21 protein-coding genes and 4 pseudogenes are annotated in these 19285 nt (G+C 35.8%); 21 read left to right on the forward strand and 4 right to left on the reverse strand.

What is annotated here, in order from left to right; all coding sequences use genetic code 11:
- Nucleotides 1-20 precede the first annotated feature (20 nt).
- From ACQH21_RS00995 to ACQH21_RS01085, 19 genes and pseudogenes are all read left to right on the forward strand, one after another.
- On the forward strand, nt 21-506 hold the full coding sequence (locus ACQH21_RS00995; protein ID WP_425384310.1) for a hypothetical protein: 486 nt from the start codon (nt 21-23) through the stop codon (nt 504-506).
- A gap of 19 nt (nt 507-525) precedes the next feature.
- Nucleotides 526-2004, forward strand: a complete 1479-nt coding sequence (locus ACQH21_RS01000) for an ankyrin repeat domain-containing protein (RefSeq protein ID WP_425384311.1) — start codon at nt 526-528, stop codon at nt 2002-2004.
- Nucleotides 2001-3836 (forward strand): phage terminase large subunit family protein, encoded by a 1836-nt coding sequence (locus ACQH21_RS01005; protein ID WP_425384312.1) that lies wholly within the window; start codon nt 2001-2003, stop codon nt 3834-3836. The genes ACQH21_RS01000 and ACQH21_RS01005 overlap by 4 nt, the downstream gene beginning before the upstream one ends.
- A 1-nt stretch (nt 3837) precedes the next feature.
- Nucleotides 3838-4071 (forward strand): gpW family head-tail joining protein, encoded by a 234-nt coding sequence (locus tag ACQH21_RS01010; protein ID WP_143688830.1) that lies wholly within the window; start codon nt 3838-3840, stop codon nt 4069-4071.
- A gap of 39 nt (nt 4072-4110) precedes the next feature.
- A complete protein-coding gene (locus tag ACQH21_RS01015; RefSeq protein WP_143688829.1) occupies nt 4111-4398 on the forward strand; it encodes a hypothetical protein in 288 nt (95 codons plus the stop codon).
- Nucleotides 4399-4491: 93 nt separating this feature from the next.
- Nucleotides 4492-4689, forward strand: coding sequence for a type II toxin-antitoxin system RelE family toxin (locus tag ACQH21_RS01020; protein WP_237350101.1), 198 nt, complete (start codon nt 4492-4494; stop codon nt 4687-4689).
- A gap of 128 nt (nt 4690-4817) precedes the next feature.
- Nucleotides 4818-6224 carry a phage portal protein gene (locus ACQH21_RS01025; protein ID WP_425384313.1) on the forward strand — a complete coding sequence of 469 codons (1407 nt, stop codon included), beginning with the start codon at nt 4818-4820 and terminating at the stop codon, nt 6222-6224.
- Between the two features lie 23 nt (nt 6225-6247).
- Nucleotides 6248-7273, forward strand: a complete 1026-nt coding sequence (locus tag ACQH21_RS01030) for a S49 family peptidase (RefSeq protein WP_264376980.1) — start codon at nt 6248-6250, stop codon at nt 7271-7273.
- 77 nt (nt 7274-7350) lie between these two features.
- Nucleotides 7351-7719 carry a head decoration protein gene (locus tag ACQH21_RS01035; protein WP_264376981.1) on the forward strand — a complete coding sequence of 123 codons (369 nt, stop codon included), beginning with the start codon at nt 7351-7353 and terminating at the stop codon, nt 7717-7719.
- A 42-nt stretch (nt 7720-7761) separates the two neighbouring features.
- Complete coding sequence (locus ACQH21_RS01040; protein WP_264704940.1) at nt 7762-8766, forward strand: major capsid protein; 1005 nt, start codon at nt 7762-7764, stop codon at nt 8764-8766.
- Nucleotides 8767-8783: 17 nt separating this feature from the next.
- Nucleotides 8784-9077, forward strand: coding sequence for a head-tail joining protein (locus ACQH21_RS01045; RefSeq protein ID WP_425384314.1), 294 nt, complete (start codon nt 8784-8786; stop codon nt 9075-9077).
- Between the two features lie 19 nt (nt 9078-9096).
- Entirely contained in the window at nt 9097-9579 is a 483-nt protein-coding gene (locus ACQH21_RS01050; RefSeq protein ID WP_425384557.1) for a phage tail protein, read from the forward strand.
- Nucleotides 9576-10052, forward strand: a complete 477-nt coding sequence (locus tag ACQH21_RS01055; RefSeq protein ID WP_264704942.1) for a hypothetical protein — start codon at nt 9576-9578, stop codon at nt 10050-10052. Before ACQH21_RS01050 ends, ACQH21_RS01055 begins: the two co-directional genes overlap by 4 nt.
- Nucleotides 10039-10503, forward strand: a complete 465-nt coding sequence (locus ACQH21_RS01060; RefSeq protein WP_425384315.1) for a phage baseplate assembly protein V — start codon at nt 10039-10041, stop codon at nt 10501-10503. Before ACQH21_RS01055 ends, ACQH21_RS01060 begins: the two co-directional genes overlap by 14 nt.
- A complete protein-coding gene (locus ACQH21_RS01065; protein ID WP_264375431.1) occupies nt 10500-10754 on the forward strand; it encodes a PAAR domain-containing protein in 255 nt (84 codons plus the stop codon). Before ACQH21_RS01060 ends, ACQH21_RS01065 begins: the two co-directional genes overlap by 4 nt.
- Before the next feature lie 2 nt (nt 10755-10756).
- Nucleotides 10757-11092, forward strand: a complete 336-nt coding sequence (locus tag ACQH21_RS01070; RefSeq protein ID WP_264375260.1) for a GPW/gp25 family protein — start codon at nt 10757-10759, stop codon at nt 11090-11092.
- 2 nt (nt 11093-11094) lie between these two features.
- Complete coding sequence (locus ACQH21_RS01075; RefSeq protein ID WP_425384316.1) at nt 11095-11895, forward strand: baseplate assembly protein; 801 nt, start codon at nt 11095-11097, stop codon at nt 11893-11895.
- Nucleotides 11895-12497, forward strand: a pseudogene (locus ACQH21_RS01080) (phage tail protein); the annotation flags it as partial. The gene ACQH21_RS01075 and the pseudogene ACQH21_RS01080, both read left to right, overlap by 1 nt.
- Before the next feature lie 63 nt (nt 12498-12560).
- A pseudogene (locus ACQH21_RS01085) lies at nt 12561-12674 on the forward strand (helix-turn-helix domain-containing protein); the annotation flags it as partial.
- Between the two features lie 14 nt (nt 12675-12688).
- Here ACQH21_RS01085 and ACQH21_RS01090 read toward each other — a convergent pair.
- From ACQH21_RS01090 to ACQH21_RS01105, 4 genes and pseudogenes are all read right to left on the reverse strand, one after another.
- A pseudogene (locus tag ACQH21_RS01090) lies at nt 12689-12784 on the reverse strand (IS982 family transposase); the annotation flags it as partial.
- Nucleotides 12785-12818: 34 nt separating this feature from the next.
- A pseudogene (locus tag ACQH21_RS01095) lies at nt 12819-14049 on the reverse strand (IS256 family transposase).
- A gap of 35 nt (nt 14050-14084) precedes the next feature.
- Complete coding sequence (gene surE, locus ACQH21_RS01100) at nt 14085-14840, reverse strand: 5'/3'-nucleotidase SurE (RefSeq protein WP_425384317.1); 756 nt, start codon at nt 14838-14840, stop codon at nt 14085-14087.
- Between the two features lie 202 nt (nt 14841-15042).
- Nucleotides 15043-16482: a hypothetical protein gene (locus tag ACQH21_RS01105; RefSeq protein ID WP_425384318.1), complete on the reverse strand. Its 1440-nt coding sequence runs from the start codon at nt 16480-16482 to the stop codon at nt 15043-15045.
- 145 nt (nt 16483-16627) lie between these two features.
- Here ACQH21_RS01105 and ACQH21_RS01110 point away from each other — a divergent pair, with 145 nt between their 5' ends.
- Together ACQH21_RS01110 and ACQH21_RS01115 are read left to right on the forward strand one after the other, a co-directional pair.
- Nucleotides 16628-17902, forward strand: a complete 1275-nt coding sequence (locus ACQH21_RS01110) for an APC family permease (protein ID WP_425384319.1) — start codon at nt 16628-16630, stop codon at nt 17900-17902.
- A 70-nt stretch (nt 17903-17972) separates the two neighbouring features.
- Nucleotides 17973-19259: an APC family permease gene (locus tag ACQH21_RS01115; protein ID WP_264377489.1), complete on the forward strand. Its 1287-nt coding sequence runs from the start codon at nt 17973-17975 to the stop codon at nt 19257-19259.
- Nucleotides 19260-19285 lie beyond the last annotated feature (26 nt).

A 19285-nucleotide genomic window follows, 5' to 3' on the forward strand; every position in this document is an offset into this window, starting at 1 on the left:
ATAAAGAGAGGAGGAAAAGAGTGGAAAAAATCACACAAACAGAGTGGGCAAGAGAGATAGGAGTATCAAAGCAATATGTCTGTTATTTAGTAAAAAAAGGAATAGTTAAGTTGGAGGATAGTTTGATCAATAGAGAACAAGCAAATGAAGCGGTAGCAGCAATAAGAGATCCAAGTCAGCCACTTAGGAGGAAAAATCCAGAAAACGAAAATACAAGTAATCTTTCTACAATGTTGCTAAAAACGCGAATAAAAAATGAGATGGAACGTGGTAAACTGCTTGAGGCGAAAGCTAAGGCTGAGATAGGAGAACTTGTAGCAGTAGAAGAAGTAAAAAGTGAGGCATTTAACGTAGCAAGAGTTGTCCGTAATAATTTGCTTAATATTCCAAATAGAGTTTCAGCGCTGCTTGCATCACTGAGTGACACTGAAAAGATTCATGGAACATTGACTGAGGAAATTACAAACTCACTTGAAGAATTATCTAACACTAAATTTCAAATATAAAAAAGATTTTGAATATAAAATGGCTGATAACTTAAGTTTAGAGTTAATCAAGTGTCTCATTAATCAACCTGGATTAGATGTTAATGTCAGAGGGTTAAACGGAAAAACTCCACTGCATTGCGCTATAGAGTTTGATGAATTAAGCATGGTAGATTTGTTACTCACGAAAAAGAATATTAATCCTTTTGTGGAAGATAATGAAGGTAAAACATCTCTTGATTACGCCAAAGAAGGGAAAAAAGTAGAAATATTACAAGCACTAATTAATAACAAATACGGGTCAGAACAAGATAGCTTACTTCATTTAGCTGCAATGATAGGTGAAGTTAATGCAGTTAGATATTTGATCAGAAAAGGTATTGACGTTAATGTACGAAATGCTTTGCATCATACTCCATTACATCTAGCAGCAGGAATAGGACATGCAGAAGTTGTAAAGATTTTGATAAGAGAAGGAAAAGCTGAAATAGATGTCTTTGATGCACGAAATCAGACACCAATGCACTATGCAGTTAATAACAAAAAGTTGGAGATAGTAAAGTTACTGCTAAAGCTTGGAGCAGATGTAAATAGCGCGCGCATTGGACAAAACTCAATGAAATTGTCGCCTGTGCATATAGCTGTAAGTAATACTAATTATGATGAAAGAGACTTATGTCTTGATATCCTCAAATCCTTAATAAAGGAGCCTAATGCTCAAGTCAATTTGCAAGACTATGAAAATAAAACACCACTACATTACGCTGAAAGACTTAAAACAATAGAAGTTTTACTAACGCGAGAAGATATAGATCCATTGGTAAAAGACGATAGCGGCAAGACACCATTTGATTACGCTAAACCTGAGATAAAGAAGACTTTGATGAGCAATAAGTATGGTTCTGAGAAGAATAGTCTACTCCATTTAGCTGCACAAATGGGAGAAATTGAGCTTGTAGATACAATTTTAAAAGAAGAAATCGATATTGATATTGTAAATAATAAAGGTTTATCACCGATTTACCTTGCTGCGGAAAAAGGGCATTTACATGTAGTAAAGTTATTGCTGAAAAAAGGAGCAAATTATACACCTGTTCTGCACTTAGCAATCAAGTCAAATAATTTAGAATTGCTAAAAACTTTATTTAAAGAAAAGAGCATCAAATTACCAGATGAGATAGGCAGATCTGTACCAATTTATTATAGGTGTATAGAGCATAGAGATGCAAAAGTAAGAAAATACAATAGTGTGATCTGTGTTTTTACCTCAGTAAGTGCAGTAGCAATGGCAGCATATATAGGTTTAACAGCAACAACAATAAGCAATGCAATCATTTTTGCAACAATAACAGGAATACTTGCGCTTATTATAGCAATAATGATAAGTGAGATGAGCAAAAGATATATAGAAAATGAATTTCAGAAAAAGATGTTTATGGAATTGGAGGAGTGTGGAGGAATAAACTCTACTGTTAACAATATTGAGATAGAACCAATTATGAGTAGATGCAGACAATGATATACGCTAGAGCTTTTTCTGAAGGTTTAAAACCAGATCCAGAGCTTAAAGTATCAGAGTGGGCGAATGAGTATCGAGTTTTAGCGCCAACTGCAGCATCAGAGCCAGGAAAATGGAGAACAGAGAGAACGCCATACCTTAAAGAAATCATGGATTCACTATCTCCGTCTTCAACTGCAGAAAAAGTAGTATTCATGAAAGGAGCGCAGATTGGGGGAACAGAAGCTGGCAACAATTGGATTGGCTATATCATCGATCAAACACCAGGTCCAATGCTGGTAGTACAGCCAACAGTTGAAATGGGAAAACGTTGGTCGAAGGGAAGATTTGCACCGTTAATAGAGAGTACACCATGTTTAAAAAGTAAAGTAAAAGACCCAAGGTCAAGAGATTCAGGGAATACTGTACAAAGTAAGGAGTTTCCAGGTGGAATAGTAGTAATAACTGGAGCGAATAGTAGTGTAGGACTGAGATCTATGCCAGTAAAATATCTCTTTCTTGATGAAATAGATGCCTACCCAGGAGATTCAGGAGGAGAAGGAGATCCAGTACTGCTCAGTATTGCTCGAACTAATACATTTGCAAGGCGAAAGATTTTTTTAGTATCGACACCAACGATTCATGGAATAAGCAGAATTGAGAAAGAATTTGAAGCAACAGATAAGAGATATTTTTTTGTTCCCTGTCCGCATTGTAATTACTATCAAGTTCTAAAGTGGTCACAAATTAAATGGGAAAATAACGATTCAAGAACAGCACATTATGTCTGCACTGAATGTAGCGGTAAAATAGAAAATCATCAAAAGACAGAGATGCTAGACCGTGGAGAATGGAGAGCAACAGTGGAAGTAGCAAAAAAAGGGACAAAAAAAGGATTTCATCTTTCAAGTCTTTACAGTCCAGTTGGCTGGTATAGCTGGACTCAAGCAGTAGAGGATTTTCTTCATGCAAAAGAAAGTGAACAATTACTAAAAGTTTGGATAAATACCACTTTAGGAGAAACTTGGGTAGATAAAGGAGAAGTACCAGACTGGAAGCAATTATTCAACAGAAGAGAATTTTTTCCCGTAGGCACAGTACCAAAAGGCGAAGTAGTTCTTACAGCAGGAGTAGATGTACAAAAAGATCGGTTAGAAGTAGAAGTTGTAGCATGGGGAAAAAGCCGCGAAAGTTGGTCAATAGACTATCGAGTATTTGAAGGAGATACAGGAGGAGGAGAAGTATGGGGAAAACTTTCGGAGCTTCTGAGTCATCATTTTATCGGTAAAAATGGGCTTGAATATATGATAAGCATGATGGCGGTAGATGCTGGATATGCAACGCAAGAAGTATACAACTGGGTAAGAGGTCATCAAGGATCTGGAAGAGTAATGGCAGTCAAAGGTGTAAATAAAGCACTAGTACCACTTAGCAGCCCAAGTAGAGTAGATATAACAGTTGGTGGTCAAAAGCTAAAGAGAGGAATAAAGCTCTGGCCAGTGGGAGTATCGATATTAAAGTCAGAGCTTTTTCAATTACTTAATATTTTGAAAGAAGAAGAGGGAAAAGCTCTGCCTGGATATTGTCATTTTCCGGAGTATGCACCTGAATATTTTAAGCAGCTAACGGCAGAGCAATTAGTCAGCAAGGTAGTAAAAGGATACACCAAACAGGAGTGGCAAAAGGTAAGAGAAAGAAATGAAGTATTAGACTGTAGGATTTATGCAAGAGCAGCATCGATAGCACTGGGAATAGACAGATGGCCAGAGAGTAAGTGGAATAGTTTGAGTGGAAAAATGGAAAGTAAAAAGCCTAAAAAAGTGAGACAAAGTAAATGGTTGAATGAGAAGTAAAATGTACAATCAGGAATATTTAAGTCAAGTCGAAGAAGCGATAAAAAAACTGCAAAGCGGAGAGCGAGTAGTATCAATTGCATATGGTGACCATGTGGTGAGATATGCTGAAGTTCAGATAAATGACCTGCTGAATCTACGGCAACGTATTAAGGCTGAACTGAAAGTTGCAGGTGTGAGACCGAAGAGAAGAATTGTGATTGCGACAAGTAAGGGAATTGACAAAATTGTGTAAAAATGTTATAGTTTAAAATTGGTATTTTCTAGTTAAAATATGGATCAAAGTCAAGAAAGGCTTAATGTTAATGTAAATTTTGAGGGGGAATTTGCTCACTACCTTATAGAAATGGCAAAAGTTCAAAATAGAACTATAGAAGAGGTTGTAAAGGACCTAGTGGAAGAAGAAATTGAAGCAAGTAAATTATCTGAAGAAGATGATGAAATAGATGAAGTAGATATAAAGTTGGCTAAGCTTTCTCTTGAGCGTGATGCTAGAGGTGATGAAGAAATTAGAAGTGAGGATGTAGATTGGAATAGAATATTATCTGCAAAAACAGTCTAAAGGTGGAGATACAAGCTGAGATACGATATTATCTATTCAAAAAAAGTTCTTGAGGAAGACTTTCTTGCATTACCACCAACGATAAGATCTAGAGTGAGAAGAGCTGTAGATAGTCGTCTTGCAACCAACCCTAAAGCAATAGGTAAAGCATTATCGCATGAATTCAAAGGGTATTTTAGGATACGAGTAAGTGATTATCGTGTAATTTATAGGATAAATTACTCAAAACACACAGTAACTATTACTGCAATGGGACATCGGAAGGACATTTATGAACGCAGCCCAGAATAAGCGTTGGTATTTGTGCAAGAGCCTCATGCATAATTTATAAAGTGTTAACAGCCAGACTCTCCAGCAGCTTGCTGTAATTTTTTAATGTCAAATTGCGCAACAAACTGCTGCATAATCAAAGAGGCAAAATGCTATTAAAATCGTTCAAACAACTATTTAGTAAGCCAAAAATCAAAAGCTCAGCGTGGGATGCAGCAGGCTCAGGAAGAAGATTTTTTCACTTTCAACCAGAGTTAGGAAGTATAAACAATTTGCTGTCTCAAAGCCTTGAAACTTTACGTAGTAGATCACGTGATATGGTGAGAAAAAATCCATATGCAGCAAATATTATTGATACAATAGTAAGTAACTCTATTGGAACAGGAATAAAACCACAATCAAAAGCAAAGAATGCAGAATTTCGAAAGAAAGTGCAAGAATTATGGCTAAAATGGACAGATGAAGCAGATAGCTGTGGACTAAGTGATTTTTATGGATTACAAGCTCTGGTATGTAGGAGCATGATAGAAGGTGGAGAGTGTTTTGTACGCCTCCGACATCGTAAACTCGAAGATGGATTTTCTGTACCATTGCAACTTCAAGTATTGGAATCAGAGCATTTGGACAATAAGAGCAATCAAACACTAGCCAATGGTAATGTAATAAGAAACGGGATTGAGTTTAACAGGCTTGGGCAAAGAGAAGCATATTACCTATTTAAAGAACACCCTGGTGAAAGTATGTTTGGAGAATCAGTGAGAGTGCCAGCAAATGATGTTTTACATATCTATAGACCATTAAGACCTGGGCAAATTAGAGGAGAGCCATGGCTTTCTAATATACTGCTAAAGCTTTATGAACTTGATCAATACGATGATGCAGAATTAGTGAGAAAAAAGACAGCAGCGATGTTTGCAGGGTTTATTACGAGACTCGATCCAGAAGCAAATATCATGGGAGAAGGTGAAGCAAGTGAGCAAGGAGTAGCATTATCTGGCCTAGAACCTGGAACAATGCAGCTTTTAGACCCAGGAGAAGATATAAAATTTTCAGAGCCGTCTGATGTTGGAGGAAGTTATGAAGCATTCATGAGACAGCAACTCAGGGCAATAGCGATTGGTACAGGGATAACATATGAGCAGCTAACAGGAGATTTAACCGGCGTTAATTATTCATCAATCAGAGCAGGATTAATAGAGTTTCGTCGTCGATGCGCTATGCTGCAACATAACATTGTGGTATTCCAATTTTGCAGACCAGTATGGAATAGATGGCTAGAGTTAGCAGTACTTTGTGGAGAACTCTGTATAGATGAAAAAGTAGTAAAAGCAGCGAAAGAAGAAGTAAAATGGATACCACAGGGATTTGATTGGGTGGATCCACTGAAAGACCAGCAAGCACAGCAAATGGCAGTAAGGAATGGATTTAAGAGTCGATCGGAAGTAGTATCAGAAATGGGTTATGATGTAGAAGAAATTGACCAAGAAATAGCAGAAGATCAAAAGCGAGCTAATTCTTTTGGACTTTGTTTCGATTGTGACGTTAATGTGCCATAAAATACAATAAGGGGAGGAAGGTGATGTGGATAAATAAACCAATAATGGTAGAGAGAAGAAGTTTTGAACTACTATCATTATATAACAGCAAACAACCTATCTTTAAGAACTTAAAGCATTTTCATATAAACCCAAAAGGAATAGCAATAATACGTATTTATGGAGTTTTGACAAAAAAAACAGAAGCTTTTGATCATATTTTAGATATGACTTCGTATGAAAATATTCATGAAGAGATAGAGAGTGCTTTAGAAGATAAAAGCATAGAGACGATTCTACTTGACATAGACAGTCCAGGAGGGGAAGTAAACGGTGTCTTTGACCTAGCTGATTTTATCTATAGTGCAAGAGGAAAAAAGAGGATAATAGCAATAGCAAATGATGATGCATATTCTGCTGCATATGCTATAGCTTCTAGCGCTGAAAAGATTTTTCTCACCCGCACTTCAGGAGTTGGGAGTATAGGAGTAATAGCAAGTCATATAGATCAAAGTAGGTTTGATGAAAAGCAAGGTATTAAGTACACCACAATCTTTGCTGGTAGTCGAAAGAATGATTTAAACCCACATGAGCCAATGACGTCTGAAAGTCTGGGAAGCTTACAAAAAGAAGTAGACCGACTATATGAAATGTTTTTGCAGCTAATAGCAAGGAACAGAGGTCTTTCAATTGAAAAGATTCGATCAACAGAAGCAGGTCTATATTTTGGCGAGAAAGCAGTAGAAATAGGTCTTGCAGATGGAGTTACAACATTTTTTGAATTTATCAATAATCATAGGAGTGTTAGCATGACAACTAATGAGTTAACTGAGGAAGGCTACGAGAACTGTAGTAGAGAAATTTTAGAGATAATAAGATTATGTAATATATCAAAGATGCCAGAAAAGATAGGAGAATTTATTGAGCAGGGCGTAAGTGTTGAGCAAGCACGGGAAGTTTTAATGGAACTGCTAGCAGAGCGAACGAAGAAGACAGAAATACTGAGTGCAATACCACAGAATTCAGGAGAAGATTTAATGATACAGGTAGCAAGAAGTCGTAGGAGTTAAAGTATTTTTATAACCGCCGCGTACAATAACTACAAACATGGCGGTAAAACTAAAGGAAAAAAAGGAGAAAAGAAAATATGACATGTATAACCGAACAAAATAATCTAGGTGACTTATTAAAGTATGAGGCATCAAGTCTATATTCAAGAGATCAAATAACAGTAGCAAAAGGGCAGAACCTAAAGCTTGGTACAGTAGTGGCTCTTGATAAAGATAGCATGGTTAAGATAATAAATCCAACTGCCACAGATGGTACACAAACAGCAATAGGTGCAATAGTAAGTGATGTAAATGCGACAGAAAATGCTAAAGCAGTAATTATTACTCGTGTTGCAATGCTAGCTGATTGTGCGGTTGTGTGGCCAGCAAATATCACTGAAGAGCAGAAAAATGCAGCAATAAAGCAACTTGAAGGACGAGGGATCATTATCCGTAAAGCGGTGTAAAGCTATATTAAACAATAAAAAACACAAAGGGGAAAATAAAAGATGCAAAATCCATTTACAAATACAGCATTTAGTATGACGGCACTAACAAATGCGATGAATATATTGCCGATAAATTATGGACGAGTTGAAAATTTAAATTTGTTTCCAAGTAGGTCAGTAAGATTTAGACATATTACGATAGAAGAACACAACGGAGTGTTAAGTTTACTACCAACGCAAGTACCCGGAGCACCAGCAACAGTAGGAAAAAGAGGAAAAAGAAAGATAAGAACATTTACGATTCCGCACATTCCGCATGATGATGTAGTGCTGCCAGAAGAAGTACAAGGAATAAGGGCATTTGGATCAGAGAGTGAACTGAAAGCGCTTGCAGATGTAATAACTGATCATTTGCAGCTAATGAGAAACAAACATGCAATAACATTAGAGCATTTGCGAATGGGAGCGCTGAAGGGAATTATTCTTGATGCTGACGGGTCAGAATTATTAAATTTGTACAACGAATTTGAAATCACACCAAAAGTAGTAAATTTTGCCCTTGGAACAGCAACAACAGATGTCAAGCGTAAGTGTCTGGAGGTATTGCGACATATCGAAGACAACTTAAGTGGCGAATATATGACCGGAATTCATGCCTTGGTAAGCCCTGAGTTTTTTGATGCACTAACTTCGCATAGTAAAGTGAAAGAAGCATACGAGAGATGGCAAGAAGGAGCAGCGCTTCGAAATGATATGAGGTCAGGATTTACGTTTTGTGGTATAACATTTGAGGAATATAGAGGGCAAGCAACTGATCCTGAAGGAACAGTAAGAAGATTTATAGAAAAAGATACAGGGCACTGTTTTCCACTAGGAACAGCAAGTACATTTACAACATATTTTGCACCAGCAGACTTTAATGAAACAGTAAATACTCTTGGACAGCCACTCTATGCAAAACAAGAGCCAAGAAGATTTGATAGAGGAACTGATTTACATACGCAGTCAAATCCTCTGCCAATGTGCCATCGTCCGGCAGTTTTGGTAAAAATTAGTTCTAGTTGATGAATATAGGAAAATTATTGGAAGATTGTTTTGAGCATCTAGGAGTGGAAGCCATATATTGTAATAAAAATAAGGAGAGTATTCGTAAAATGAAAGTGCTAATTAAACGTCCCGATACTACGTATTCTTTAGGTGCAGATGGAGCATTAACTCAGCAAATTGCTTCTATAGAAATACGTGATCAGGACGTTACTTCCTTTAGCATAGGTAATTATATCAAGATTGAAAAAAGGTTCTACAAGATTTTTGAACCACCATTGAAAGATTCTTCAGGTAAAATATGGAAAATTGAGGCAATAGAAAGTGTTTAATATTAAAACTAGTAACAATATTAATGAAATAATCTCCAATATTGACGGAAAAGAGCAGAAAGTAAAACTGGCAGCTATAAAAGCACTAAATAGAACAGCACTATGGTTAAAAGCGCAAGCAGCTAAGGAAATCAGTGAGGAAAAGAAAAGTTTGATAAGAAAGAGATTAAGAATTTTTAAGGCGAAAACTAGCAGATTAGAAGTGTTAATTAGAGCAAATCTCTATGACATTAGAGCATCGGCAATTGGCAAAATACAAAAAACAAGAAGAGGATCGAAAGTAGGAAAGTATGAGTTTATAGGAGGATTTGCAGCAGTTATGCCAAAAGGAAATAGCGGTATGTTTAAACGTGAAGGAAGAGCAGCATTGCCAATAAAGGAAGTAAAACTACCGCTGGAACCAGAAGGCTCAAGAATAATAAAAGACCTTGTTAATTATGAGAGTGAGAGAGTGTTTGAGAAATACTTTAAGCATGAGCTAAACTATATTTTAAAGATATGACAAAGTTCTGGACAGATTTACATCAAACAATTTGCAGCACACTGAAGAAAGAAATACCGTCTATACAGACATGTGAAATTTATCCAGCAATAAGAAAAGAATTGATAGCGCCAGCGTTATTTGTAGAGCTTGTGAGTTTAGAATCGGGAAAAGATCCTGGAACAGAAGAATTAGCGCTAAAAGCAAGATTTGAAGCAAGGGTTGTAGTTGATGGAACAGTCGAGGATTCCTCGTTAGTTGTAAGGTCATTAGCAGCAGAAGTAGCAAGAGTAGTGAACAAGAATACCTGGGAAAAGAATGTATCTCCGGCTGAATTTCTTTCTGCAGAGCCTGATGGATTTAGACCCGAATTAGATGCATATTTGGTGTGGATGGTTGATTGGAATCATCAGCTTCATTTAGGTAAATCGATATGGACAGAAAATAAGATTAAGCCACATACGATTACAATAGGAGAAAATGTTAGAGAGTAATTTTGCTATTTCAGAGCTGCAAAGAAAATTAGCAAACATTGTACGAATAGGGCTTGTAAAAGAAGTAGATTATGAAAAAGCAAAAGTAAGAATTAAAATAGGCGAATTTTTAACAGATTGGGTGCCATGGATAACAAGCAAAGCAGGAAAAGATAGAAATTGGTCTCCGCCAGATATTGATGAGCAAGTAGTTATACTTTCCCCGCTGGGAGAATTATCTTTAGGAGTAGTACTTCCTGGAATATATCAACAAAAGTACTCTGCACCAGAAAATAAAAAAGAGGTGAGTAGCTTAACATTTCAAGATGGAACAAAGTTGTCATACGATAAAGATAAACATCATTTAGAGATTGAAGTAGTAGACAAAATAACACTGAAAGCTGGGGAATCGAGCATAGAAATGACAAAAAGTGGAATAAAACTGAAAGCAGAAAGGATCGACTTAAATTGAACAAAGGAATAGTAAGGTTAGGAGACTATTGTGGAAAAGCTATACCACATTTCTGCATTAGCGGAAGTAATAATGTTTTTGTAAACGGCAAGTCAATATGTAGGCAAGGAGACAGTTTTAGTGAAGGAAAAGTAATGATTCAAGGATCAAAAATAGTGTTTGCAAATGGTCTTAGTGTAGGAAGAGTAGGAGATATAGTTTCATGTGGGTTTAAAGTAATAAAAGGCAGTGAAAGCGTCTTTGCAAAATAGAAATGAAGGGTATGGATGCTAAAACAGGAAAGACGTTAGAAGGAATAGAGCACTTAAAGCAGTCGATAATTGATATACTGACCACTCCAGTAAACAGTAGAATCATGAGGAGAGATTATGGGTCTAGGCTATTTGAATTAGTGGATAAACCAATCAGTAGAGATTTAACTATGGAAATCTATGCAGCAACAGCAGAAGCTTTGGAAAAATGGGAAAAGAGATTTAAGTTAGAAAAAGTAAAAGTTGAAGGAGTAAAAGAAGGGAGAGTAACATTGAATTTAGAAGGTGTCTATCTTTCAGAAGGTAAGTTCATAAATATTAATGGAGTAGTTGTTTAAAAATGCAGCAGCCAAATATTATCGAACCACTGAACTTTGAAGAGATTTTTGCTCGGATGAAAGAAGAATTAATAAGTCGAGATAAAAGTTTTACAGCACTAATTGAAAGTGACCCAGCGATAAAGGTATTAGAAGTAGCAGCATGGAGAGAGTTGTTACTCAGAGAAAGAATAAATGAAGCTGTAAAAAGTAATTTACTAAAATTTGCAACAGGAGAAGATCTTGGTAATTTAGCTGAGTTTTATGGAGTAGAGAGGCAGAAAGAAGAAGATGATGAACGATTTAGAAAAAGAATTAAAGCAAAGATAGCAGGTTGGTCAACAGGAGGAAGTAAGGAATATTATAAATATCATGCACTGTCAGCAGATAGTAGAGTAAAAGATGCACTAGTGGAATCAACTATACCAGGGAAAGTACAAATTTCAATCTTATCAACACAATTATCCACAACTGGCATAGTGTCAGAAGAGCTACTAGAAATTGTAAAAAAGCAGGTTACTAGAGATGATATAAGGGTTTTAACAGATACAGTAACAGTAATTGGTTGCAATATTACGGAAATAGATATTCACAGCAGAATGAGCATAAGTCCTGTAATATCGAAGGAGGAAATCAAGAAGCAGTTCATCAAGAAGTTTGAAGCAAGTAGAAGGCTGGGATGGAATGTTACAAGATCATGGATAATAGCGAATTTATTTGTAGATGGTGTAGAAAATGTGGAATTAATCGAGCCAAAAGAGGATGTTGTGGTTCTGGGAAATGAATGTGCAAATTTGAGAAATTTAAAGATTGAGTTGAATTAATGTTATTGCCACCAAATGCAACAAAACAGGAAAAAGCGCTAGTAGATGCGATAGATTATAAAGTAGATCCAAGCTGTATCAGGGGATTTAAGTTTAGTCTTAAAGAAGAAACATTACCGTGGATAATAGAAGAATATGGTTTAGAAGAGATACTGCGTTGGGTAAAAGATAGAAGAAAAGCCGTAGTAGAAGGAGTAAAATTTCAAAGACTGAGAGGAACTCCAGCATCACTAAAAATAGCACTAAAATGGGCAAATATAGAAGATATTACAATTATCGAAGAACCACCTGGTAAACATTTTTTCGAGTTGCAAATAGGAATAAAAGATGTTCCAAATGACTTTTTTGTGGATGCAGTAGTAGAACTTGCAAAACTATCGTTACCAGCAAGATCGCGGCTAATGAGGATTTTCAATGATCACTATAACGTTGATAGGTTTATTTTAGATGAAAGTTTATTCGGCAGCTTATTGTCAGACTATTCAGGTAGAAAAGTTGAAAAAGATGGACCAGTACTGTCATTTGGTAGAAAGAACACATTTGAGCTAAAAAGCTTAAATCCAAATTTTAAGTTTAGCACTTTTCGGATTCATTATGAGCAAGTATAGCTCTTCTCATAATAATCCAAACAAGTTAAGATATGGATTTATGGTAGTGGGGTTTGTATGCCAGCAGCGTATAGTTATGACTTAAGGAAAAAAGCAATGGAAGCATTGGATGAAGGAGAAAGTAGAGCAAATATTGCCGAGAGATTTAAAATTGGAAAAACGACTCTATATACCTCAGTTGCGGATTAGCCAACGAAGTAAAGCTTAGAAATGCAGGGCTTTTTCGGCTGCATGGAATATGAAACAAGCGTAGAAAAAATGTGTACCAAAAAATTTATCGGGGGAATGTTCAAAAAAGTGTGTCAAAGCGAATTTTTAGTTCAACTCAATTTTTAACCTATCAGGAAAAAAGATATCAAGTTGAGATATAGTTAGAGCCCAATTAGGCAAAGCCATAGCCCATTTTTGCTCTATCTTTTTTATAGCACAATATACCAATTTGTACAAGGCATTTGTACTGGTAAATGAACCTTTGGTTTTAGTAAATTTTCTGATTTGTCTGTGCAACCCCTCAATTGGATTGGTGGTATAAATTAGCCTTCTAACAGGGCCAGAATACTTAAAATAACTAGACAAATTTTCCCAATTGTTTTGCCACGATTTTATGACTAAAGGATATTTTTCACCCCATTTTTCCTCCAGTTCAAGTAAATAATTTTCGGCGATTTCTCTACTTGTAGCACGGTATATTTTTTTCAAATCATTCATAAAAACTTTTATATCTTTGCTGGATACGTATTTTAGTGAATTTCTTATTTGGTGCACAATGCATAACTGTACCTCAGCATTGGGAAATACGCTATTTATAGCTGTAGGGAAGCTTTTCAGACCGTCAACACAAGCTATCAAAATGTCTTCTACTCCTCTCTCTTTTAAGTCATTTAATACGCCTAGCCAGAAGTTAGCTCCCTCACTTTCTGCTAAGTAAAAACCCAGTACTTCTTTTCTGCCATTTTGGTCTATTCCTAATATATTGTACATGCATTTACTTATGCAATGTCCATTCTCTTTGACCTTAAAAAACATCCCATCCATAAATACTATCGGGTATACTGATTGTAGGGGACGACTCCTCCATTCATTGATTATAGGCAGTAATTTATCTGTAATTCCAGATATCTCTGCTGCAGATATTTTATGGTCATAGATTTCTTCCACATAGGATGCTATATCCCTGTATCCCACACCGCTTGCAAACATGTTCAAGACCTTTGTTTCAAGTTCTGGATGTAAGCTTGTTTGCCTTTTTTTCACTATCTGTGGTTCGAAACTTCCCTCTCTATCTCTTGGTGTCAATAGTTCAAATACTCGTCTTCAAAGTTTTGCCATTCTTTCCGTTTCTTCGATTCTTTTCTTCTCTTTCATTGGATAAATGATGCTCTATTTCACCTTCTAGACTTGCTTCCAGCAGCCTTTTTACAAATGGTGTTAATGCTCCATCTCTCCCCATCAATGGTTTACCTTCCCTTATTGATGACAGTATATTTGCTTCCAGCTCTTTGTAATCTACCAGGCCAGTCGTTCCATTTTCTATTTTGTAACTCATATATCAAACCTCTATTTTTTGTTTCTATTTTATTTTTATTTCTCGGTTTGACACACTTTTTTGAACATTCCCGAATTTTTCATAGCATTTAATATATCATAATCTGTAAAATCTAATTTTATCGGTGTAATAGTAATAAAACCTCCTTTTATTTTATCTACACTACCACTGCCTGAGTGTTCCCGAGACCAATTTAAGCTCAAAGAACCATTTAAGTTTTCAGTAAAAGTTAAATCACCATCAATGTTATATTCACCTTGTTCAGCAAATTCGACCCCTTTCACTTTTTCTGTAGCAGGAAAATTTATACTCATCACTATATCTTTAGGCCAACCAACTTTCATTAGCTTGCTGATAACCTTTGGTGCAAAAACTTTTGTATTGTTCCAGTCTATTTTATCATGATAAACTTGGCTCAGCGCAATAGAAGGTATAGATCTTGCAGCACCTTCCATTGCAGCACCGATTGTGCCTGAATAACAAATATCATCTCCAACATTTGATCCAATATTTACTCCAGATAATATTAAGTCTGGTTTCTTATTCATAATTTTATTTAACGCGATAATAACACAATCTGCGGGAGTACCAGACACACTAAACTCCCTTTCACTATGTTGGTTTATTCTAATAGATTGTTTCACTGGGTAATCAAGAGATCTTGCAGATCCACTCCTGTCAGTATCTGGTGCCACTATCCATACTTCCGATGCAAAATTGTGTGCAATTTCTTTAAGTAGTCTTATTCCTTCACTTTCAAAACCATCATCATTTGTTATCAATATTATCATATGTAATACTCACCTATCAAAGTATACTAATGAGGTTTGAAGTTTCTTTTCATAACCATAACAAAGAATCTGCTACAAATCAATAAGGAAAAATTAGAAGACGGCCAGATTGCCATCGTTTAGTTTGCTGTGAGTTAATTGTAAATACCAATTTTAGCTTCACGCCTAACTCACAATCAAAGCTTAGGCAAGTCTCAGAGCTCTAAGCAGCAGAGAATCTTGTATGCCCTGCAAAAAATGCTTTTACTCTTTCAAGGCAAGTGGATGGTTCTGCAGGTATTGCTACCTCATCTATCTTACCAAATATTGCTGCATCTACGACTTCACCTGTGATTAATTCCCTTAGCTTTTGTTTTATCTGTCCTCTACGAATATGTTCTCCATAGTCATTATAAAACTTCACATATAACTCTTTAAATACAAATTCTTTTATAGCACTTCTCATATGAGAAATTCCATCCTTTACTTCATCATTTGCATTGCTCAAATCCACTTCAGAACCTGGCGAATATAAGTCATCAAAATTTTCTTTTAAAATTTTTATTTTAAAGTAGTGCTTATCTACAGATCTCTCAAGAAATCTTTTAGTAGCATTACCGGCCAATTCTCCTATTATCTGAGGCTCTAGTTGAGCTGCAAAATTATTTTCTGCTTTAAGGCCACTTAATGCATAAATGATACGATTAAGCATTCCAGGGCCACACTGGCGATTACTTTCCTCAAAACGAACCAGCAATATGGATTTCAACAGCTCTACATCTGCATTTTGCTTTGTTGCTGCAATTAAAACTAAATTTGTAGCCTGTGTTAATGTCAATCTGGTTTTAGAATCTACCCACCTTACCCATTCTCCTTCTCTATAATTATCTACCTTCAAATAAGGCGCTATCAGTTCTTTCTGCTGATTTGTCAAACCGCCTATATAGTTTTTAAACTCTTCATTCAGCTCATTTGACGGAGTCCCATATTCTTCCTTTAATTTTTTGGCACACTCAATAACACTTTGCTCAAAACTTCTAGTATGAACATTCTGATTACCAGTACCTACATCACTTACATTAAACAAAAAGCTCATTTGCTTTACACTTAAACCCAGAGGCGAGAAGAGCTTTATTAATGGATACTTTATTAACTCAAGAAGTGCTACTGGGATCAATAATATAGTATTAATAAGCACTAAACATATTCTAAGACCCAACGCTCTACTATTTGATAATGTTCTGCTAAGCTCTGATATCTTCGATGAACAATACAAAAATGGTAATTGGATACAATATATTGAGTATATAGAAAAAAATAAAATCTTATCTTTCAACCCTATTGTCGGGTCATTATATACTTCAGAAAAAATGTTATCATCACTATTTTCATTTTTGAAAGATTGATAGCTACTTGTAATCTTTTCTGTAAAAATAGAACAGAGCTTATGCAGTCCGTAGCACAAAACACAAGTGGCAAGTAAAACTGCAAGTGTTCCAAAAACAGCTAACACCTCACTTGAAGTTTTGGCAAGAAGGAATGCATAAAGCGCATCAATAAAGATCTCAAGTAAGTAGTCAAATAAAAAAATTGCTCCAATAGCAGCACCAACTAATAGAACATACCCACAAACAACCAAAAATGTTTTTAACCTCGGATTCATAAACCACTTCTTAATAACCTATTAATATACTTCTCATTATATGCTTAAATTAAAAAAATGCAAATTTTTATACAAAAAAGATCAATTGAAATTTTCGAGCTTCAGCTATATTGTTAATATATTCAGATAAAAATTAAACATTGTCGTGTCAAATAAAATAGGCTTTTTGGCTATTTTCGCCTTGGTGATCAGTAGCCAAATCGGCTCTGGAATTTTTATGCTCCCAATTAGCCTTGCACCATACGGCGCTTATAGCCTCATAAGCTGGGTTATATCAGGATTTGGTGCTATATCTCTTGCTTTAGTTTTTGCTTCACTCTGCGCAAAATTTCCAGAAACGGGTGGTCCTCATATTTATGTGAAACATGCCTTTGGCTCTACAGCAGCTTTTTTTGTTGGCTGGACATATTGGGTAAGCTCGTGGGTAAGCTCAACAGCTGTGACAATTGCAAGTATCGGTTATTTAGCCCCGCTTTTTCATAATGATATACAAGATATACGTTTGCTTTTAGAAATAACATTAATTTTAGCTATTATGCTAATAAACTTAAGGGGAGTAACTACTGCTGGGCATGTTGAGCTTCTGCTGACCATTGTTAAAATTATTGCACTTCTCGCAATACCTATCGCAGGGTTGTTTTTCTTTGATAAAAATAATTTTATTGTAAGCGAGGAAGTATCAAACTTTACAATATCACAAACTCTTGCTCGTTCTACACTCCTTACTCTATGGTGTTTTATTGGACTTGAATCAGCAACGGCACCTGCAGGATATGTCAATAATCCCTCTAAAACAATACCAAGGGCTATAGTGCTTGGAACAGTCTGTGTTGCTGTGATATATTTCATCAATAGTCTTTCAATTATGGGATTGATAAGTTGTAATGACCTAGCTAGTTCAAAAGCACCATATGTTGATGCGATAAAAATTATGTTTCCAGGTAATTGGCATTTTATTATTTCTGTTGTTGCCTTTATCGTTTCTGTAAGTAATTTAAATGCTTGGTTTTTAGCTGATGGACAGGTCACCTTAGGCCTTGCAAAAGACAAGTTAATGCCGCAATTTTTTGGCAAAAAAAATAAGCATGATGCTCCATTATGGGGAATAATACTCAGTACTTTGGGGGTGTTAGTTTTACTTATCCTAACGTCAAACAAAAGTTTTGCTGAGCAAGTAACTTCAATAATTGATATCTCTGTGGTGTCATTTTTGTTTATCTACTTAGCATGTAGCCTTGCTTTTCTCAAAGTTAATATACAAGACAAAAGCTACTGCAAATTTTTAATTGGAGGTGTGGCTGTATCTTTTTGCTGTTGGGTAATATACGAGACTTCTATAAAAACATTGTTAATATCAAGTCTATTCCCTTTAAGCGGAACACTTATTTATCTACTTTGGTATCATAAACTAAAAACTTAACTTAAATTTTTTATTTGCTAAAATTCTTAAGCTATACTACTGGCTTACATTAATAGAATTAAGAGGTATTGTGTCAAATAAAATAGGTTTTTGGGCTGTTTTTGCTTTAGTCATTAGTAGTCAGATCGGCTCTGGGGTTTTTATGCTTCCAATTAGCCTTGCTCCATATGGCGCTTATAGCCTTATAAGTTGGATGATATCAGGAGCTGGTGCTGTGTCTCTTGCGCTAGTTTTTGCTACGCTATGTGCAAAGTTTCCAGAAACAGGAGGTCCTCACGTTTATGTGAAACATACTTTTGGTCCTGCTGCAGCGTTCTTTGTTGGTTGGACATATTGGGTAATCTCATGGGTTAGTACAACAGCTTTAATAGTTGTGGGTGTTGGCTATCTTACACCATTTTTCCATGAAGATATCAAAAGTATGCGTTTATTTTTAGAGCTGTTGTTATTTACAATCATTACATTAATAAATTTAAGGGGAATAGCTACTGCAGGGCACGTTGAGTTTCTGCTCACGGTTGTGAAGGTTGCTGTATTGCTTGCAATACCTGTAGCAGCGTTGTTTTTTTTCGATAGAAATAATTTTATCATAAGTGAAGAAATATTAAGTCTTACAACATCGCAAATTCTTGCCCGCTCTACACTCCTTACTTTATGGTGTTTTATTGGACTTGAATTGGCAACAGCACCTGCAGGGTCAGTTGATAATCCAGCTAAAACTATACCAAAAGCTGTGGTGCTTGGCACAGTTTGTGTTGCTGTTATATATTTTATCAACAATTTTGCAATTATGGGATTGATCAATGGCAACAATTTAGCAAGTTCAAGAGCACCATATGTTGATGCGATAAAAATTATGTTTTCTGGTAATTGGCATTTAATTGTTTCTATAGTTGCATTCATTTTTTGTGTTGGCAGTCTAAACGCTTGGGTTTTATCTAGTGGACAAGTTGCTTTTGGTCTTGCAGAAGATAGACTAATGCCAAAATTCTTTGCTAAAAGGAACAAGCATGGCTCTCCTTTTTGGGGAATAACAGTTAGTTCAATTGGAACTGCAATTTTACTAATTCTCACTTCAAACAACAATTTTGCCCAGCAGATTACGTCGATTATTGACTTTTCTGTAATTTCATTTTTGTTCGTTTATCTTGCGTGCTGTTTTGCCTTTCTAAAGGTTATTATACAGGAGAGGAGTTGTTATAAGCTTTTAATTGGTAGCATAGCAACAACCTTTTGTTGTTGGGTGATATTAGAAACCCCTGTAGGTACTCTGCTGACTTCGAGCCTGTTCACTGCAAGTGGCATACCCATTTATTTATTTTGGTACTGCAAAACTTCTGTGCAACAAATTCAGTAGTGAGAGATACACTTTAAATGGTTAAT

It is taken from the genome of Wolbachia endosymbiont (group B) of Eupithecia inturbata (assembly GCF_964030915.1).
In the GTDB taxonomy this organism is placed as follows: Bacteria; Pseudomonadota; Alphaproteobacteria; order Rickettsiales; family Anaplasmataceae; genus Wolbachia.

Excerpts from the sequence above, each read along its gene's own strand:
- ACQH21_RS01025 (WP_425384313.1), top strand. The coding sequence starts at position 4,818 with ATGCTATTAAAATCGTTCAAACAACTATTTAGTAAGCCAAAAATCAAA.
- ACQH21_RS01075 (WP_425384316.1), top strand. The coding sequence starts at position 11,095 with ATGCAGCAGCCAAATATTATCGAACCACTGAACTTTGAAGAGATTTTT.
- ACQH21_RS01015 (WP_143688829.1), top strand. The coding sequence starts at position 4,111 with ATGGATCAAAGTCAAGAAAGGCTTAATGTTAATGTAAATTTTGAGGGG.
- ACQH21_RS01060 (WP_425384315.1), top strand. The coding sequence starts at position 10,039 with ATGTTAGAGAGTAATTTTGCTATTTCAGAGCTGCAAAGAAAATTAGCA.
- ACQH21_RS01105 (WP_425384318.1), bottom strand. The coding sequence starts at position 16,482 with ATGAATCCGAGGTTAAAAACATTTTTGGTTGTTTGTGGGTATGTTCTA.
- ACQH21_RS01030 (WP_264376980.1), top strand. The coding sequence starts at position 6,248 with ATGTGGATAAATAAACCAATAATGGTAGAGAGAAGAAGTTTTGAACTA.
- ACQH21_RS01040 (WP_264704940.1), top strand. The coding sequence starts at position 7,762 with ATGCAAAATCCATTTACAAATACAGCATTTAGTATGACGGCACTAACA.
- ACQH21_RS01055 (WP_264704942.1), top strand. The coding sequence starts at position 9,576 with ATGACAAAGTTCTGGACAGATTTACATCAAACAATTTGCAGCACACTG.
- surE (WP_425384317.1), bottom strand. The coding sequence starts at position 14,840 with ATGATAATATTGATAACAAATGATGATGGTTTTGAAAGTGAAGGAATA.
- ACQH21_RS01000 (WP_425384311.1), top strand. The coding sequence starts at position 526 with ATGGCTGATAACTTAAGTTTAGAGTTAATCAAGTGTCTCATTAATCAA.
- ACQH21_RS01035 (WP_264376981.1), top strand. The coding sequence starts at position 7,351 with ATGACATGTATAACCGAACAAAATAATCTAGGTGACTTATTAAAGTAT.
- ACQH21_RS01005 (WP_425384312.1), top strand. The coding sequence starts at position 2,001 with ATGATATACGCTAGAGCTTTTTCTGAAGGTTTAAAACCAGATCCAGAG.
- ACQH21_RS01070 (WP_264375260.1), top strand. The coding sequence starts at position 10,757 with ATGAAGGGTATGGATGCTAAAACAGGAAAGACGTTAGAAGGAATAGAG.
- ACQH21_RS01010 (WP_143688830.1), top strand. The coding sequence starts at position 3,838 with ATGTACAATCAGGAATATTTAAGTCAAGTCGAAGAAGCGATAAAAAAA.